Source organism: Candidatus Margulisiibacteriota bacterium (genome assembly GCA_041658645.1).
In the GTDB taxonomy this organism is placed as follows: Bacteria; Margulisbacteria; WOR-1; order O2-12-FULL-45-9; family XYB2-FULL-48-7; genus JBAZZV01.
The window spans coordinates 113,730-129,405 of record JBAZZV010000003.1; the positions used below are offsets into that span (position 1 = coordinate 113,730).

Here is a 15,676-nt window from a genome sequence, read left to right on the forward strand (position 1 = left end):
AGCTAAGTTATGGCAAGACAAATAATGATCGGTGTGATCCTGGCGGTCTCGCTGGCCTATGCCGCCTTTACTTATTGGCCCCTGCTCGCCTCCTATCTGCCGGGGACGGTCCCCAGCCCTAAACCGGCCCTGGTGGCGCCGGCCCCGGCCGCGGTCCCCACCCAGGAAATCCAAGCGGCAGAAAAAAACGATATCGACCTCCTCTATCTCCCCACGCTCGAGGTCAAGGCGATCGACCCGTTCGCCCTCCGGATCGAGATCAAACGGCGGGAAGAATTACCACCGCCACCCGAAGCTGAGACCCCCGGCGCTCCGGCGGCGCCAGCGGCCAAACCGGTCGAGCCGAAGCTCGAAGGGATCTGGGTAGATTCCGGCATGCAGGTCGCTTTTATTTCCGGCCAGGCGCTAACAATGGGGAGCAAGATCCTGGGCTGGCGCGTTTCTAGTATCAGTAAAGAGCAGGTGGTCTTGACCCGGGGGACCCAGACGAAAATATTGCGCGTGGAGGGAAAATAGAATGTCAAATATCAAACGTCGAGCATCAAATGAAGGGCTAAGGCTGGGTCTGGTCTTATTGCTGGTCCTCTGTTTGGCCGTCCCGGCCCTGGCGGCTCAAAAGGAGATGACCAATATCAGTCTGGCCAAGGGGAAGGTCTTCCTTAACCTCAAGGACGCCGACGTCAAGTCGGTGCTGCAGATCTTTGCCAAGGCGACCGGCGTCAACATCGTCGCCGGGGACGACGTCAAGGGGAAAGTGACCGTGACTTTCTCCGGCATCGACCCGAAGGACGGCCTGGAGGCGGTCTTGCGGACCAAGGGGCTCGATTGGTTCGAGGACCACGGGACGATCTTCATTTCGACCAAGAAGATCATGCGCACCTTTTACCTGGGCAACGCCAAACCTTCCGACCTGAAAGCGACCCTGACCGCCGTCCTGCCGGCGGAGAGCGTCGTCACCGCCGACGACAGCTACAACGTTTTGGTCATCCAGACCAGCTCCGATTACCTGCCGCGGGTGGAAAAGCTGATCCAGGAATTGGACGTCCCGCCGGTCCAGGTGATGGTCGAGGTCAAGATGATCCAGATCACCAGCGGCCTGGACGGTAATGTCGGCGTCGACGCCAAATACACCCGGGCCTCCAACCCCAACAACTACGCCCAGACCGTGGGCCAGGCCGGCAAGATGATCAACGCTGATGGGACGGCCAACAACACTGCCCAGGGGCTCTTTGCCCACGTCCTCTCGATCTTCTCGGCCGCCAGCTTCGAGGCTTATCTCTCCGCCCTGGCCACTAACCAGAAGATCGATGTCGTCGCTTCACCCCGCCTGACCACCCTCAACAACAAGGAAGCGAGCATCCTGATCGGCCAGAAACTCCCCTACAAAACCGACGTGGTCGGCCAGACCTCTACCACCCAGGTGGTCAATTTCCTCTCGGTCGGCACCCATCTTCTGCTGACGCCGACCGTAACCAAGAACGGTTTTATCAGAATGAGGGTCGCGCCAAAGGTCAGTGAAGGGACCATTGTCGGCGGCTTGCCGCAGGAGGATACGACCGAAACCCTCAACGAGGTCATGGTCAAGGATGGCCAGACTTTCGTCGTCGGCGGACTGATCAAGGAAAAAGACAGCACCACCGACTACGGCGTTCCTCTTTTGATGGACATCCCGCTGATCGGCCAGCTTTTCCGCAAGTCGGTGACCAAACGGGAAAAGAACGAGCTGCTGGTCTTTGTCACGCCGCACATCATCACTCCGGAATACCTGGATATCTTGAACAAACCGATCGAAGAGATGACCAAGCGGTCGGAAGACTCAAAAGCGCTGATTATTCACTAGTGGCGAGGCGGGTCAACAGATCGTTCATGGCGCGAAGCGGCTCTTTATCTTCATAAAGGAGCCGGCAAACCTCGGTCGTGATCGGCAGGTCGATTTGATGTTTCTCTCCCAGCGCCCTGGCCGCCAGGGCGGTCGGCACCCCTTCGGCCACTTCTTTCATCCCGGCCTGGATCGCCTTAAGCTTTATCCCTTTGGCCAGTTGTTCTCCAACCTGATGATTGCGCGACAGGCGGCTGGAGCAGGTCACGATCAGGTCGCCCACTCCGGATAAGCCGGCAAAGGTCTCTTTTTTTGCCCCCAGGGCGGCCCCCAGGCGGGTGATCTCGGCGCTCCCCCTGACCATCAGGGCAGCCTTGGCATTGTCCCCCAACCCTAAACCATCGGCCACCCCCGCCGCAATGGCGATCACATTTTTGAGCGCGCCACCCAGCTGGACCCCGGTCGGGTCGTCATTGGTATAAACGCGGAAACGATCCATGAGCAGTAGTCCCTGGGCTTTTTTAGCCGCCACTTCGTCCCTGGCTGCCACGACCGCCGCTGCCGGTAGGCCGCGGGCGATCTCGGCCGAGAGGTTCGGGCCCGATAAACAACACGCCTCCCTCCCTGGCAAAGTTTCCGCCAGGATCTGGAGCGGCAGCTGCAAAGTCTTATCTTCGATCCCCTTGCCGGCGGAAATGATCAAGGCCTCGGGGCGGACCGTGGCGGTAAAGCGGCACGCTGTCGCCCGAAGGAACTGGGTCGGGACGACAAAAAGGAGGCACTCGGCGGCGGCGGCGGCATCTTTCGCTTCGGCGGTAATAGTGATATTCGGCGACAGTGGAAAGCCGGGGAGGAAACGGACGTTCTCACGCCGCTGCGCCATTTCCGGGACAAGGTCGCGCTCGTAGGCCCAGAGGGTAACAGCGTGTTTGTTCTCCGCCAGGAGGATCGCGAGCGTCGTCCCCCAGGCGCCAGCGCCGATGACCGCGACCCGGCTCATACTTTAAGTTCCGTCCCTTGGCGCAGTCGTTTGATATTGGGGAGATGCCGCCACCAGATAAATATGGTCACCACCAGCGTCAACAGGCAATACGGGAGTGGCCGGTGGAAAGAGAACATCATTAGAGTGATGGCCAGGGAAGTGGCCAGCGTCGCCACCGAGACATAACGGGTCGTGTAAATAATTACTCCGGCCAAGAGGAACCCGATAAAAAAGATGTCGGGCGCCAGGCCGAACAGCACCCCCAGACCGGTCGCCGCCCCCTTCCCTCCCCGGAAGCGGAGGAAAACGGGGAACATGTGGCCCAGGATGACCGCCGCCGACATGAGCAGGACGACCATGGGGTCACCGCCGACCCAGTAACCGATATAGACCGCCAGCACCCCTTTCAGAAAATCGAGGAGAAAGACCAGGGCCCCGGGAAGCGGACCGAGCGTGCGGAAGACATTGGTGGCGCCGATATTGCCGGAACCTCGGCGGCGGATATCAACGTTCCAGGCCCGGGCGACCAGCACCCCGAACGGGACCGAACCGAGCAGATAGGCGGCAACCGCCCAGAAAATGAGCATGTAATTATTCTACTTCACTTGCCAATTAGGGTCAAGTTTGCTAAAATTCTCGCTGTTATGGCTATTACGATAAACGACGTCAAACCGGGGACGACCGTAGAGATGGACAGTAGCATCTTTCGTTGCCTGGAATACCGTCACCAGCGGGCGGCCCAGCAGAGCTGGATCAAGATCAAGTTCAAGAACTTGCGGACCGGCGCGATCGCGGAAAAAACATTCAAGCCGGGAGAAAAGATCGAGACTGCCCGGATCGACTTTACCCCAATGCAGTTCCTCTACTCCGACAGCGAAGGCTACCACTTTATGGACCAAGCGACCTTCGAGCAAATCGCCATCCCGGCCAAGAAGATGGCAGAGACCGCCAAATACCTCAAAGAAGGGTTCGTCTGCAACATTTCCCTCTATGGTGAAGAGATCCTTGATGTTGAGCTCCCCGGTTCGGTCGAGCTCAAGGTCACCGAGACTTCCCCCGGTTTCAAGGGAGACACCGTCTCCGGCGGCAAACCGGCGACCGTCGAGACCGGCGCGGTCATCCAGGTCCCTTTTTTCCTGAACGTCGGCGATGTGATCAAGGTGGACACTCGCGAGGGCAAGTACCTCGGAAGGGCGTGATTTAAATGGATTTTGAAGTCTTGAAAAAACTGATCCAGCTCGTTAAGGATGAGGACATTTCCGGCGTCGCGGTCGAGGAAAAAGGGGTCAAGTATGAGGTTAGGCGGGAAAAAGGCGGCCACACCGTTAGCGCCCCTCTCCCTGGTCCCCAGTCCTCAGCCCCTGGCACCCCCATTTCCCAAGAACCCAAGGCCAAGGAAAAATCAGAGGAAGATGGCCTAGTCGCCATCACTTCGCCGATGGTCGGCACTTTCTACCGCTCCCCCTCACCGGAATCCCCGGCCTTTGTCGAAGCGGGAGACAGCGTCGAGCCGGGGAAGGTCGTCTGCATAGTGGAAGCGATGAAACTGTTCAACGAGATCGAATCGGAAGTGCGCGGCAAGATCGTCAAGGTACTGGTGGACAACGGCAAGCCGGTCGAATACGGGCAGAAGCTTTTCCTCGTCAAGAAACCCTAGAAGCTATTTCCTCACCATCGTCCCGATACCGTGATCGGTAAAGAGCTCGAGGAGCAGGGCGTGCGGCAGGCGGCCATCGAGAATATGGGCCGTTTTGACCCCTTTGTTCAGCGCGTAGAGGGTCGATTTGATTTTGGGGATCATCCCGCCGGAGAGCGACCCGGCCTTGATCATCTTCTGCGCCTTGTAATTATTCATTTCCGAGACCAGCCGGCCGTTGGCGTCCAGCACCCCCACCACGTCGGTCAGCATGATCAATTTCTCCGCCTTGAGGTAAGCGGCGATCGCCGCCGCCGCCTTGTCGGCGTTAATGTTATAGACACCGCCCCGTTTGCCGACGCCGATCGAGGTCAGCACCGGGATATAGCCGAGCTTGATCCATTTCTGGAGGAAACGGTAGCGGATGCCGCCGACCTGGCCGGTGAACCCGAGATCGATCCGGTTCCCCGCCTCATCCCGCTTCCAGTACTTGAAGGCTTTGATGACCCGCCCTTTTTTGCCGTAGAAACCTTTCGCCTTCCCCCCCGCCTTCTTGATCAACCGGACGACCTCGGCGTTGATCTTCTCCCCCAGGACCTTCTGGACGACCTTCATCGTCTCTTTATCGGTCACCCGGTAGCCGCCAACGAATTTCGGCTCGAGCCCCCGCTTACGCAGAAATTTATTGATCTCCGGGCCGCCGCCGTGGACGAGGACCGGGTGCATCCCGACCATCTTCAGCAAGACGACATCCTGGATGACCATCTGTTTCAATTCATCATTCTGCATGGCGGCGCCGCCATATTTGATGACGATCGTCTTGCCGTTGAACTTGGTCAGGTACGGCAAGGCTTCCAGGACCGCGTTCGCCCGTCTAATTAAATGTTTAAAGAGTTTTGATTTTTGCATAGTTAGGTATGGTACTCCGCGTTTATTCTAATATATCCTTCGGTCAGGTCGCAACCCCACGCTTCAGCCGACCCCTTGCCCACTCCAAGATAGCAGGTCACCAGGGTCTCTTTCCCTGACTGTTTCCCCTTGGGCGGGAATTTCATGTCAGCGGTCATCTTATCCTGGTTAAGTTTGGCTCCGGTCGAGCCGGCCGCGGCCAGGATCCGGCCCGGATTGTGGTCCCGGCCGTAAACGGCGCATTTTAACAGGTCGGAGCCGGCGATCGCCCGCGCGGCCTGGCGCGCTTCCGCCTCGTTCCGCGCTCCGGTCACTTTGACCCGGATCATCTGCGTCGCCCCTTCCCCGTCCCGCGCTATCTCCTGTGCCAAATATTTACAAACATACTCCAACGCTTTATAAAAACCTTGTTCGGATTTCGGATTTAGGATTTCGGATTTTGACTCCCCGTTGGCTAACACAAAAACGCAGTCGTTGGTAGACATGCATTGATCAACAGTCAACAGATTAAAAGAGGCGTCGACCGCCTGCTTGAGCAGCTTTTGCAAGGTGCGGCGATCGATGGCCGCGTCGGTCGTGATGAAAGCGTGCATCGTCGCCAGGTTGGGGTGGATCATACCGGAACCTTTGGCAATACCGGCGATGGTATAACCGCCCTGCCTGCCGTTAGGCATGGCGACTTTGACGGCGATCTCCTTTTTGCGGGTATCGGTCGTCAGGATCGCCCGGGCGGCCGCTTCCCCGCCCTGTTTAGAGAGCTGTTTAGCCAGTTTAGGAATAGCCGTGACGATCTTTGAAATCGGCAGGAACTTATGGATCGAGCCGGTCGAGGTGACCAGGACATGCCGGGGGTTGATTTTTAGCGCCCTGGCCGTCTCTTTGACCATCTGCCAGGCGTCCTTCAGCCCCTTCTTCCCTGTCCCGCAATTGGCATTCCCGGCATTGGCAATGATCGCCTGGCAAAGGCCGGACTTGATCTGCTGCTGCGAAACGAGGATCGGGGCTGCTTTGAACTGGTTCTTCGTAAAGACTGCCGCCGCGGTCGCCGGCACATCGGAAACGATCAGCGCCAGGTCGATCTTACCCGACTGCTTGATCCCCGCCGCTAAGCCCGCGGCCTTAAAGCCTTGCGGCGCAGTTATTCCACCTTTTATGGTCTTCATATGGTTTACGGAAACAAAGCGATCGCTTCGAGCCCGGTCTTCTCGCCCAGGCCCCACATTATATTCATATTCTGGACCGCCTGTCCGGCCGCCCCCTTGATCAGGTTATCGATCGCCGACATAACGATCACTGTCCCCTTCTCTTCGTTGACTTCGACCCCGATATCGCAATAGTTCGTCCCCCGGACGTTCTTGGTGCATGGCGTCGGATAAACGCGAACGAACGGCTTGCCCTTATAAAATTCCGAATAAATCTTCATTAGGTTGTTAGTTGTTAGTCGTAAGTTGTTAGTTGATAACTTAGCGTAGATCGTCGTCAAAATCCCTCGGTCCTGCGGAACAAGATGCGGCACGAAAGTAACCCCGATCTTCTCCCCGCCAACTTTGCTCAAGATATGGTCAACCTCGCCCATATGCCGGTGGTTGGTGACCGCGTAAGCCATCACGCCGTCATTCCGCTCGCAATACAGGGTCAACACTTTAGCCGAGCGGCCGGCCCCGGAAACGCCCGACTTGGCGTCGATCATGATCGTGCTGGTGTCGATCAATTTACTCACGATCAGCGGCGCGGTCCCCAGGATCGAAGCGGTCGGATAACAGCCGGGGTTGCCGACCAGCCGGGCTGGCTTGATCTTTTCCCCAAACAGTTCCGGCGAACCAAAGATCGCTTCTTTAAAAGCCCCTTTGTCCGCGTGGTCGATCCCGTACCATTTTTTGAAAGTGGCTTCATCATCGAACCGGTAGTCGGCGCCAAGGTCGACGACCTTCACCCCCGCTTTCAGTATCTTGGGAACATAATTCAGGGCGATGCCGTGCGGCAGGGCGAGAAAAACGACGTCGACTTTCTTAGCCAGCGCTTCCAGGTCATCAAGCGTGCCGCAAGCCAGGTCACAGATATTATTTAAATGCGGGAAAAGCTCGGAGATCTTCTTCCCTTTATGCGCTTCTTCAGATACCAACCAGCTGACTTCCGCCTGCGGGTGCCGTAATAGAATTGACAGAAGGTTAACGCCAGCATATCCTCCAGCACCAACTATTCCCGTTTTGATCATTTTAATGATACCTCCTGACTTGAAACTTGAACAACTCGACCGGTTCGTTCTCGCCAATACCGCCTTTGCGGCGGCAGATCGCGATCTGTTCCTCCGGCGTCTCAACCCCTTCCAGGTCGGGCAGCAATAACCCCCGGCGGTGGCCGGCCTTAACGATCACCCCGTACTTTTTCGCGTCGAGCTCGGCGGCCGAGGCAACCGGCTCCGGCAGACTTAAGACATCAACTTTTATCTCCAGTTCCGGCAACTCCGCTTCGGTCACCGGCGGGAAACGGGGATCACGGGTCGACGACTCGATCGCGTTCCGGATCACTTCCTGGGCAACGTTCGCGGTCGTCGCGGCAAAGGTGCCGATACAGCCGCGCAGTTCACCCCGTTTATGGAGGCTGACAAACACGCCGGCCTGCGCTTTCATCTCCGGCGTCAATTCTCTCGGTTCAGTGACGATCTGCTCGCTTTTAACGTAAGTCTCGATCGTCTGCCGGGCCAGCTTGACCAGCGGGTGTTCGCTCATGATCCGACTTCCAGCCCGGCGATCATATAGCCTACCCCAAAAGGCCCTTCGTAGGAGAGGACCTCTGGCTTAACTTTCTGCCCGTCGAGCGCGCCGAGCAAAATGGCGATCGACCAGAGGGCATCCTGCCCAGCCTCTTCCGCCAGGTCCGGATCGAATTTCAATATCCCCGGCACGTCGTAATTCCTGACCAGTTCGACCAGCTTCTCGTCGAATTCTTTCCCTCGGGGCGAATAGCCCGACGGCGCGTCAGGGGTAAGGCGATGCGACATATCGGCCGAAGCGATCAACAAAACCTTTCTCCCCAGCCGGTCGGCCGTCCTGGCCAGCGACTGGCCAAAGGCAAAAAGCTTGCTCAGCGGGAGAAAAGCGATGGCGATCGGCAAGATCGGTTTCTTGATCCCGGCCGCCTGCGGATAGGAGAGCGGCACCAGGACACCGTGGTCGAGCAAGGTCTCCGGGCAAGCGCTGGCCAGGGGTGAATCCTTGACGATGGCCAGGCCAAGCTCCGGATCGCCCTTGAAAGTATAGAGCGGCTTACTCTGGCCGAACTGCGCGAACGATCCCTCGAAAATATGGCTGGTATAGACGGGAACCGAGGCCTGGCCGACCTCGCCATGCGGGGTGATAACAACGATCGTGTCAAAACTCATCCCCGCCATCCGTCGGGAGATCTCGGTCAGGGCTCGCTGGCTCTGGTCCGCGACTTTGATCCGATCCCGGCCGATCTGCGGTATAAGTATTGGCGGATGGGGCAGAATAGCGCCGTAAACTATGCTCATCTTTTGTGCTTAATAATATAGTGTATTGCTTGCCAAAATGCAAATATAATCTTATAATGCGGAGCGTCATGACACTCAAGATCTCCATCTCCGGTATCCGCGGTTTTGTCCCCGAGTCGTTAACCCCGGAAGTTTGTCTCGATTTCGCCAAAGCCTTCGGCACTTATCTCAACGGCGGAAAAGTGGTCGTGGGGACCGACCCGCGCGCTTCTTCGGAATTCATCAAGGGGATAATCTTTTCCGGGCTGCTTTCCACGGGTTGCAAAGTGGTCGATCTCGGCATCGTCCCCACCCCAACGGTCGGCATCATGGCCCGCAAGCTCAAAGCCGACGGCGGCATCGTCATCACCGCTTCACACAATCCCCTCCCCTGGAACGGGCTCAAGTTCATGCGCGGCGACGGGGTTTTCCTGAACGAGACCCAGGCCGGCCAGCTGATCCAGATCTACGAAGGGAAACAATTCCGTTCCGGCCTGGCCCGCGGCGTGGCCAGCGACCGGACAGGAATAGCGACCCATATCGCCCGGGTCCTCAAGGTCGTCAATCCCGCCCTGATCCGCCGCCGGAAATTCAAGGTGGCGGTCGACGCCTGCAACGGCGCCGGTGCTGTCGCCATGGTCGAACTGCTGGAAAAACTCGGCTGCCAGGTCACGGCCATCAACACCGACGTCAATCTCCCCTTCGCTCATAACCCGGAGCCGACGCCGGAGAACTTGACGGAACTGCGCGCGCTGGTCCGCTCCCGGCAGGCCGACATCGGTTTCGCTATGGATTCTGACGCCGACCGGCTGGCAGTGATAGATGAGACCGGCCACGCGCTGGGCGAAGAAGCGACCCTCGCCCTGGCGGTCAGATTTATCCTTAGCCGGAGCCGCCTCGTCCCCGCTAGTAAACGGCTGGTGGTAGTCAACCTCTCGACCAGCAAGATGATCGAAGATGTCTGCCGCGAATTCGGGGCGCTCTGCCTCCGGACTAAAGTCGGCGAGGTCAATGTTGTAGAGGAGCTTAAGTCAGTCAAAGCTTTGATCGGCGGCGAAGGGAATGGCGGGGTCATCTATCCAAAGGTTGGCTTGAACCGGGACAGCTTGACCGGCGCCGCTCTGCTGCTAAACGCTCTGGCCTTGAAGGGCCGGCCGGTCTCCGCCCTGGCCGAGGAGATACCCCACTACTTCATGATCAAGACCAAGCTCGAGTGCCAAGGTCTCGACGCGGCGAGTGACCTGATCGAAAAAGCCAAACACGCTTTCCCGGATGAAGACCTGGTCTTAACTGAAGGGGTCAAAGTGATCCGCCCCGAAGGCTGGGTCCATGTGCGGGCCTCCAATACTGAACCGATAGTCAGAGTTATCGCCGAGGCGGGGACAAAGGAAGAGGCCGAAGATCTGATCCGCCGGGTCTTAGCTTAACTCGGTCAGGCGCTCACCGAGGACGGTCCGCGGCAGGTCGAGAAAACGGGCGGCCGCAGTCATATCACCGCCGCACTTCCCCAGCAGGAGACGATAGAGTTCCACTTCAAAATCGCGTTTGGTCTCACCCAGGCTCGCTTCACCGGACCAGGCCGCCCGCTTGATCGCCCGCTCTTTCAAGGCCCGATAATCGACCGCCAGGTCCTTAAGTTCCAGCATGTCGCCGGTCGCCCGCAATACCCCCTGCTCGATCAAGCCGGCCAGTTCGGCGTAATTGCCGGGAAAGTCGTAGAGCCCTAAAAAAGCCAAAAGTTCGGCGGAGAAGCCGCTGGCCGGCTTATTATGTTTCAGGGCGTAACGCTTGAGCACCTCGCCGCAGAGCTGCGGCAGGTCTTCCCGCCGTTCGCGCAGCGGCGGGAGGTCGATCACCGCGTAATCTTTCGGCACCGCGCTGGGGCCGAGGCGGCCGATGACCAGCCGCGTTTCGCCGCGGCGGGCGGCAAAGTAATCGAAAATGCTCGCCTGGAAATTGGGCTCCAGCGCGGCGCTGTTCTCCAAATAGAGGGTGCCGCAACGCTCTTCTTCCGGCTGGCCCGGCGTCTCGGCCAGCACTTCCTGGACGGTCGCCCAGAAATGGGCTTCCTGGTCCTCCCGCCGGAATGAGGCCAAGTCGATCAGGCGGAGCTGCCGCCGCGGCCGCAAGCCGTTAGCGTGGAGAAATTCGACCACTTCCCGCTGGTCGATCCCCGGTTCGCCCCGCAGGATAATGTTGGTGCTGGAGAGGAGGACCCCCCGGATCGCTTCGTGGAGACGTTTGATCGACTGGCTTTCGCCGCGCAGCCAGCCCTCGGGGTTGAAACGATAATACCCCCTGGCCAGCGCGGCCAGCGCCCGGTCAACCGCGCCGCGCAGTTGTTCCGGGGTAAAAGGTTTTTTCAGGAAATCGGCCGCCCCCGCCTTGGTCGCCAGGACCGCCGTCGGGATATCGTTCTCGGCGGAGAGGAGAATGATCGGGACTTGCGGGCAAGCGGCGTTGAGGTTGCGGAAAAGCTGTAAGCTGCCGGCCCCGCCGGTGGCCTGGTCGATAATGATCAACTGCGGTTTTTCGGCGACCGCCGCCACCCCGCCTTCCGCTCCATTGACCGTGACCCAAGTGAAACCGGGGAGGCTCTCTTTCACCCGCGCCTCAGTCTTATGATCGGCCGTAACCAGTAGCGCTTTATCCTGGCTCATGTCCCCTCATTATAGCAAGCCCTGGGAGACGGGTAAAGTAACCGTGAAAGTGGTCCCCCGGCCGACCCGGCTCTCGACATCAATAAACCCTTTATGACCGTCGACGATACTGTGGGAGATGGTCAACCCAAGCCCGGTCCCGCCGTACTTGGTGGTAAAGAACGGATCAAAAAGTTTCTTTTGCATCTCTTCCGGGATGCCGTGGCCGGTATCGGAGACCTGGACCTTAACGCTCTGCAGGAGATCATCGACCATCTTCCCGGGGAACGTCTTGACGGTCAATTCCCCGCCCTCGGGCATCGCCTGGATCCCGTTCAGGATCAGGTTGGAAAAGAGCTGGGAGATCTGACTCTTGTCGAGTTCGATCTCCGGCAGTTCGGTATATTCCCGTCTGATCTTGACCCCGGCCCCCTGCGCCTTGTCAGTATAATAATTCAAATTGTAATCGAGGATCTCCTCGACCTTGGCCCGGACAAAGGTCGGCTCGGTCGCCCGGGCGAAACTAAGCAGGCTCTCCACGATCCGGTCGATCCGGTCGATCTCGCGCGGCATGATCTCTCCCAGCTTCTGGCGATATTCCGGGTCGTCGATCTTCTGCGGCAGGAGCTGGGCAAAGACCTTCATCGACGAGAGCGGGTTTTTGATCTCGTGGGCCATCCCGGCGGCCATCGTCGCCAGGGCGGTCAGCTTGTCGGCCCGGCGGATCTTCCCCTCCAGTTCCTTCATCTCGGAAAGGTCCTGGACCGAAAGCAGAGCGCCGTTCTTTTTACCCTGGCTGTCGCGCAGCAGGGTCGAGGAGAAAGCGACCGGGACCAGCCCGCGTACCGGCGAGGATAAACCGGTCTCAAAGTTCATCAGCGGGGCGCCGCGCAAGGTGCTCTCGATCGCCCGGGGGATCGCCCCCATTTTCCCCCAAACCTCCTCGCAGGTCCGGCCGATAACGTCGTCCCATTTCCGGCCGGTGATCGACTCGGCCATCTGGTTGTAAGTGACCACCCGCCCTGTGTTGTCCGTGGTTAGCACGCCGTTAGTCATGCTCTGGAGTATCTCTTCACTGTAATTTTTCATCGTCAGGACCTCGTTATAGAGCCGGGCGTTATCGAGCGCCACCGCCGTCTGGTTGGCCAGCGTGGTCAGGAGCGCCAGGTCCTCGGCCGTGAAAAGATCGCCCGACAGCTTGTCGCCAAGGGCGATGATGCCGCTCAGCTCGTCCTTGGCGATGATCGGCACCCAGACCGTGATCCCCAGCCGGTCCATGGCGTCGCGCACGGGGACCAAGGCGGAATTGTCTTCGCGGCTAATCTCGTCCTCGACCTCGTCGCGCACCAGAATGTCGCCCTTCAGCGCCAGGCGGCTGATAATCGGGTTGCGCAGGTCGATCTCCATTCGCTTGTAATGCGGCAGGTTAAGGGAGACGGAGCGGAAATGCTCGTGGTCTTTATCGGGGAGAAGGAAAGAGATCTCGGCGACCCGCATCGTCTCCACAAAAGAGACCACGATCAGGCGCGACAGCTCCTCCAGCTTGATGACCGAAGCGATGTCGTGGCTGATCTGGCGAAGGATCTTCTGGTAGTCGTAGCGGCCGCGGAAAAATATCCGGTCGGCCAGCAGCTGGAAAAGGGTGACCAGCGGCTGGTAAGCGACGGCGATGACCAGGGCGGCCAGGGCGGTCACGGCCAGGGAAGTGTAGCCGATGATCTGCCGGAGATAGACCTCGGAGATCATGACCGCCAGGGCATAGAGCGCCATGATCAAGACGGTGGCAAAAGCGTAGACGGTGCCGCGCTGGATGACGACCTCGATGCTCATCAGCCGGTGTTTGATGACGGCGTAACTGACGAAAACGATATAGAACAGGGTAAAGAACGGGCCGAGCGTGGTAAAGCTGACGTTGCCGAAGAACGGCAGCAGGAGGTTGGTCAAGGCGACGGCGCTCACGCTCAAGAAAACACCGAAGAAGACATAGCCGAGCTGGACCTTTTGCCCGCCGACCGCCTGAAGATATTTCCTGACCAGCTCCTGCAAAGCATAGGCCATGTAAGCGACAAAAACGACCAGGAAAAGGGTGTAGCCGAAACCGCGGATCGGCACCAGCGTGGTTCCCTGAAGGCTGACTTCTTTCACGATCAGATCGGTCGACGCCAGGGCGAGCATCACCACCGCCGGAAAAAGCAGGCCGCCCAGATGCCAGAGCTTGATCTGGAAATTGCGGCGCGGAAAAACCCAGCTAAAATAAATGAACGATGGCGCCAGGACCAGGGGGCCGAGAAAGGCCATCCTCTCCCAGAGGAGTTTATCGGGAGAGGCATTGAGCATGTACAGGGAAAATGCCCAAAAAGCTACCGAGAAAATGGAGACGGAAAAAGAAAGGTTGACCTCGTTACGCGGGGCGGATACGACCAGGAAAAGGCCCAGACAAACGTTGGCAATCACCACGTAAAGCAGGGGCAGGAGCCAAAATTGGCCGGACCAGAGCGAGCCGATCGTCGCGACCAGGGCCGCCGCCAGCGCCAGGAAGATCACGCCGAGGGTCGTCAACCCTTCGATCCGGAGAAGGTTATGCCGGACTATGGCGTAAGTGATCAGTAAGGCCATGATCAAAGTGAAGGGGGGGGCGAGCGAGAACATTTCCGGCCGGCCGAAGAGCGGCAGGACCAGGCTGGCCGCTAGAACGAGAACGATGGAGATGACCGTGCCGAGCAAACTGTAGAAGAGCTGCAGCTTTACCCGGGCGGTGCTTTTGGCATATTTATAGTACAGGGCGGAGGTCGCCGCCAGAAAATAGAGGACGAGATAGATGGCGTAAAAGATATAGCCCCAGGCATAGATCGGCTGGGCCAGGTAGAGTTCGCCGCGGACGGTAATCCCGCGCACCAGCCAGCCGGTCGCGATCGAGAGAAAGGCAAAGGCGAACCCGGGGAAAAGGAGCCAGAGCTTCTGCCGGGTACCCAGATTGATCAGTTTGAACGGGAAGATCAGACAGAAATAAAGGAAATAGGCGGCCAGCAGGGCTAACCCGGCCGGCGTGACCCGGCGCCAAAAAAGGAGCCACTCGATGCTCGCGGCGTTATTATAAGCCAGGGAGCTTAAGGCCCAGAGAGCGATCAAAAACAGGATAAAACTGAACAGCCGGTTGAGGCGGCTCCCCAGGCCTTTGACAAAAATATAACAGGCCAGGCTTAGCGCCAAGGCCGCCGTCGCCAGCAAGCCAGCATTGAGGAATAATAGTAGAGACATCAGCCATCATTATATGCCCCGGCCGGAAAGCGGTCAATCGCTGGACTTATCCGCCTTCGGCGGATCAGCCGCGGCGAGCGAGGAGTATCTTTTCGATCTCGACCAGTTCTTCCTTGGTGTTAACGCCGAGCGTTTCTGAAGCGTCCGCGGCCGGGCAGGCATAGACCGGGCGGCCCCGGCGCCGGAGGATCTCGATTGAATCGGTGAGATAATATTCCTGCTGGGCGTTCTCGGCGCGGACCTCGGCCAGCGCCAGAAAAAGCGCTTCTTTATCGAAGCAGAAGGTCCCGGTATTGATCTCTTTGATCTGGAGCTCGGCCGGGGTGGCGTCTTTTTTCTCGACGATCTTCTCGATCTCACCCCGCTCATTGCGGACGATCCGTCCGTAATTGCCGGCCTCTGGCAAAAGGGCGGTCAGGTCGGTCGCCGCCGCCCCTTTTTCCCGATGGAAGTTAAGGAGCTCCTGCAAGGTTTTTCCGGAGATCAGCGGGACGTCGCCATTGAGGATCAGGATATCGCCGGAAAAATCCTCCAGAAAAGGTTTGGCCTGCATCACGGCATGCCCGGTCCCCAGTTGCTCCTCCTGGATGACGAACTTGAGCGGCCACTCCTTATAATAATCCATGATCAGGTCGCGCTTGTGGCCGACGACCAGGCAGGTAATATCGGGGGACAACTGTTTGACGCTGGCCAGGACATAGGTCAGCATCGGTTCCCCCAGAACTTCGTGAAAAACCTTGGGGAGGTCGGATTTCATCCGCGACCCCTTCCCCGCGGCTAAAATGACCGCCGCTAACTTTCTCATAATCCTAATTCTAACAGCAAAAAAAAGGGTGTCAACCCAAAATAGAAAATAGAAAAGGCGAAGAGCGGATCGGCATCGCCACTCACAAAATGATCCAGTTCGTTGAAGAGATCAAGCAGTCTATTGGTTAATTTTCTT

General features: G+C 58.3%; 15 protein-coding genes. 5 read left to right on the forward strand and 10 right to left on the reverse strand.

Features of this window, described 5'->3' with window-relative positions; genetic code table 11:
- Positions 1 to 9: 9 nt before the first annotated feature.
- Positions 10 to 516, forward strand: a complete 507-nt coding sequence (locus WC903_03400; protein MFA5892993.1) for a hypothetical protein — start codon at positions 10 to 12, stop codon at positions 514 to 516.
- A gap of 1 nt (position 517) precedes the next feature.
- Entirely contained in the window at positions 518 to 1,840 is a 1,323-nt protein-coding gene (locus WC903_03405; GenBank protein ID MFA5892994.1) for a secretin N-terminal domain-containing protein, read from the forward strand.
- Here the strand turns inward: WC903_03405 and WC903_03410 are convergent.
- Positions 1,830 to 2,819 (reverse strand): NAD(P)H-dependent glycerol-3-phosphate dehydrogenase, encoded by a 990-nt coding sequence (locus WC903_03410; GenBank protein ID MFA5892995.1) that lies wholly within the window; start codon positions 2,817 to 2,819, stop codon positions 1,830 to 1,832. The two genes, WC903_03405 and WC903_03410, sit on opposite strands and share 11 nt — an antisense overlap.
- Positions 2,816 to 3,388, reverse strand: coding sequence for a glycerol-3-phosphate 1-O-acyltransferase PlsY (gene plsY, locus WC903_03415; protein MFA5892996.1), 573 nt, complete (start codon positions 3,386 to 3,388; stop codon positions 2,816 to 2,818). Before plsY ends, WC903_03410 begins: the two co-directional genes overlap by 4 nt.
- A gap of 57 nt (positions 3,389 to 3,445) precedes the next feature.
- On the opposite strand from plsY, the gene efp reads away from it, so the two are divergent.
- Both efp and accB read left to right on the forward strand, forming a co-directional pair.
- Positions 3,446 to 4,000: an elongation factor P gene (efp, locus tag WC903_03420; protein ID MFA5892997.1), complete on the forward strand. Its 555-nt coding sequence runs from the start codon at positions 3,446 to 3,448 to the stop codon at positions 3,998 to 4,000.
- A 5-nt stretch (positions 4,001 to 4,005) separates the two neighbouring features.
- Positions 4,006 to 4,458: an acetyl-CoA carboxylase biotin carboxyl carrier protein gene (gene accB, locus WC903_03425; GenBank protein MFA5892998.1), complete on the forward strand. Its 453-nt coding sequence runs from the start codon at positions 4,006 to 4,008 to the stop codon at positions 4,456 to 4,458.
- A gap of 3 nt (positions 4,459 to 4,461) precedes the next feature.
- On the opposite strand, the gene argB is transcribed toward accB, so the two are convergent.
- The 5 genes from argB to amrB are packed head-to-tail and all read right to left on the reverse strand — an operon-like array spanning position 4,462 to position 8,857.
- Entirely contained in the window at positions 4,462 to 5,346 is an 885-nt protein-coding gene (gene argB, locus WC903_03430; GenBank protein ID MFA5892999.1) for an acetylglutamate kinase, read from the reverse strand.
- Positions 5,347 to 5,348: 2 nt separating this feature from the next.
- Complete coding sequence (argJ, locus tag WC903_03435; protein ID MFA5893000.1) at positions 5,349 to 6,509, reverse strand: bifunctional glutamate N-acetyltransferase/amino-acid acetyltransferase ArgJ; 1,161 nt, start codon at positions 6,507 to 6,509, stop codon at positions 5,349 to 5,351.
- 5 nt (positions 6,510 to 6,514) lie between these two features.
- Positions 6,515 to 7,561 carry an N-acetyl-gamma-glutamyl-phosphate reductase gene (argC, locus tag WC903_03440; protein ID MFA5893001.1) on the reverse strand — a complete coding sequence of 349 codons (1,047 nt, stop codon included), beginning with the start codon at positions 7,559 to 7,561 and terminating at the stop codon, positions 6,515 to 6,517.
- 1 nt (position 7,562) lies between these two features.
- The gene (amrA, locus tag WC903_03445) at positions 7,563 to 8,075 is read right to left on the reverse strand and encodes an AmmeMemoRadiSam system protein A (GenBank protein MFA5893002.1); all 513 of its coding nucleotides are present in this window, start codon (positions 8,073 to 8,075) and stop codon (positions 7,563 to 7,565) included.
- Positions 8,072 to 8,857 carry an AmmeMemoRadiSam system protein B gene (gene amrB / locus WC903_03450; protein ID MFA5893003.1) on the reverse strand — a complete coding sequence of 262 codons (786 nt, stop codon included), beginning with the start codon at positions 8,855 to 8,857 and terminating at the stop codon, positions 8,072 to 8,074. The genes amrA and amrB overlap by 4 nt, the downstream gene beginning before the upstream one ends.
- A 68-nt stretch (positions 8,858 to 8,925) precedes the next feature.
- On the opposite strand from amrB, the gene glmM reads away from it, so the two are divergent.
- Positions 8,926 to 10,263: a phosphoglucosamine mutase gene (gene glmM / locus WC903_03455; protein MFA5893004.1), complete on the forward strand. Its 1,338-nt coding sequence runs from the start codon at positions 8,926 to 8,928 to the stop codon at positions 10,261 to 10,263.
- On the opposite strand, the gene WC903_03460 is transcribed toward glmM, so the two are convergent.
- From WC903_03460 to WC903_03470, 3 genes are all read right to left on the reverse strand, one after another.
- Positions 10,255 to 11,496, reverse strand: coding sequence for a response regulator (locus WC903_03460; protein ID MFA5893005.1), 1,242 nt, complete (start codon positions 11,494 to 11,496; stop codon positions 10,255 to 10,257). The genes glmM and WC903_03460 overlap by 9 nt on opposite strands.
- Before the next feature lie 9 nt (positions 11,497 to 11,505).
- Positions 11,506 to 14,733 carry an ATP-binding protein gene (locus tag WC903_03465; GenBank protein MFA5893006.1) on the reverse strand — a complete coding sequence of 1,076 codons (3,228 nt, stop codon included), beginning with the start codon at positions 14,731 to 14,733 and terminating at the stop codon, positions 11,506 to 11,508.
- 64 nt (positions 14,734 to 14,797) lie between these two features.
- On the reverse strand, positions 14,798 to 15,538 hold the full coding sequence (locus WC903_03470) for a sugar phosphate nucleotidyltransferase (protein MFA5893007.1): 741 nt from the start codon (positions 15,536 to 15,538) through the stop codon (positions 14,798 to 14,800).
- Between the last annotated feature and the right edge of the window lie 138 nt (positions 15,539 to 15,676).

What these genes read in the sequence shown, in the direction of transcription:
- WC903_03400 (MFA5892993.1), top strand. Translation starts at nt 10, where the DNA reads ATGGCAAGACAAATAATGATCGGTGTGATCCTGGCGGTCTCGCTGGCC.
- WC903_03405 (MFA5892994.1), top strand. Translation starts at nt 518, where the DNA reads ATGTCAAATATCAAACGTCGAGCATCAAATGAAGGGCTAAGGCTGGGT.
- WC903_03410 (MFA5892995.1), bottom strand. Translation starts at nt 2,819, where the DNA reads ATGAGCCGGGTCGCGGTCATCGGCGCTGGCGCCTGGGGGACGACGCTC.
- plsY (MFA5892996.1), bottom strand. Translation starts at nt 3,388, where the DNA reads ATGCTCATTTTCTGGGCGGTTGCCGCCTATCTGCTCGGTTCGGTCCCG.
- efp (MFA5892997.1), top strand. Translation starts at nt 3,446, where the DNA reads ATGGCTATTACGATAAACGACGTCAAACCGGGGACGACCGTAGAGATG.
- accB (MFA5892998.1), top strand. Translation starts at nt 4,006, where the DNA reads ATGGATTTTGAAGTCTTGAAAAAACTGATCCAGCTCGTTAAGGATGAG.
- argB (MFA5892999.1), bottom strand. Translation starts at nt 5,346, where the DNA reads ATGCAAAAATCAAAACTCTTTAAACATTTAATTAGACGGGCGAACGCG.
- argJ (MFA5893000.1), bottom strand. Translation starts at nt 6,509, where the DNA reads ATGAAGACCATAAAAGGTGGAATAACTGCGCCGCAAGGCTTTAAGGCC.
- argC (MFA5893001.1), bottom strand. Translation starts at nt 7,561, where the DNA reads ATGATCAAAACGGGAATAGTTGGTGCTGGAGGATATGCTGGCGTTAAC.
- amrA (MFA5893002.1), bottom strand. Translation starts at nt 8,075, where the DNA reads ATGAGCGAACACCCGCTGGTCAAGCTGGCCCGGCAGACGATCGAGACT.
- amrB (MFA5893003.1), bottom strand. Translation starts at nt 8,857, where the DNA reads ATGAGCATAGTTTACGGCGCTATTCTGCCCCATCCGCCAATACTTATA.
- glmM (MFA5893004.1), top strand. Translation starts at nt 8,926, where the DNA reads ATGACACTCAAGATCTCCATCTCCGGTATCCGCGGTTTTGTCCCCGAG.
- WC903_03460 (MFA5893005.1), bottom strand. Translation starts at nt 11,496, where the DNA reads ATGAGCCAGGATAAAGCGCTACTGGTTACGGCCGATCATAAGACTGAG.
- WC903_03465 (MFA5893006.1), bottom strand. Translation starts at nt 14,733, where the DNA reads ATGTCTCTACTATTATTCCTCAATGCTGGCTTGCTGGCGACGGCGGCC.
- WC903_03470 (MFA5893007.1), bottom strand. Translation starts at nt 15,538, where the DNA reads ATGAGAAAGTTAGCGGCGGTCATTTTAGCCGCGGGGAAGGGGTCGCGG.